Raw genomic sequence first — 263 nt, 5'->3', positions numbered from 1 at the left:
ACAAGCATGAGCATTGCGAAGACGACAAAATGAAGCCCGGCGAGAGTTTCGGGGAGCCGTTCATAGTCACGTGCGAGACGCCGGAAACGGTTGAGCCAGCCAAAGCTGCGCTCGACCACCCACCGCCGGGGGAGCAGGAGGTGTCAGGAATTTTGTGTGCCGAGGTCGGTTAAAAGATCTCAGCTCATGGCGTTCGTGAACCGCTCGCCGAACATAATGGCGAACTGATTGACTGCCTGCCGCCAGGTAATAGGCGGCATCTT

General features: G+C 57.4%; 1 pseudogene. It reads right to left on the bottom strand.

The features are described from left to right. Positions 1-140, bottom strand: a pseudogene (locus ACLFKU_RS44615) (transposase); the annotation flags it as partial. Between the last annotated feature and the right edge of the window lie 123 nt (positions 141-263).

Origin of the sequence: Paraburkholderia sp. EG304 (assembly GCF_046543485.1) — a bacterium.
Classification (GTDB): Bacteria; Pseudomonadota; Gammaproteobacteria; order Burkholderiales; family Burkholderiaceae; genus Paraburkholderia; species Paraburkholderia youngii.
Note: the sequence above shows the minus strand (reverse complement) of the source record. Positions and strands in the feature narration are given on the sequence as shown.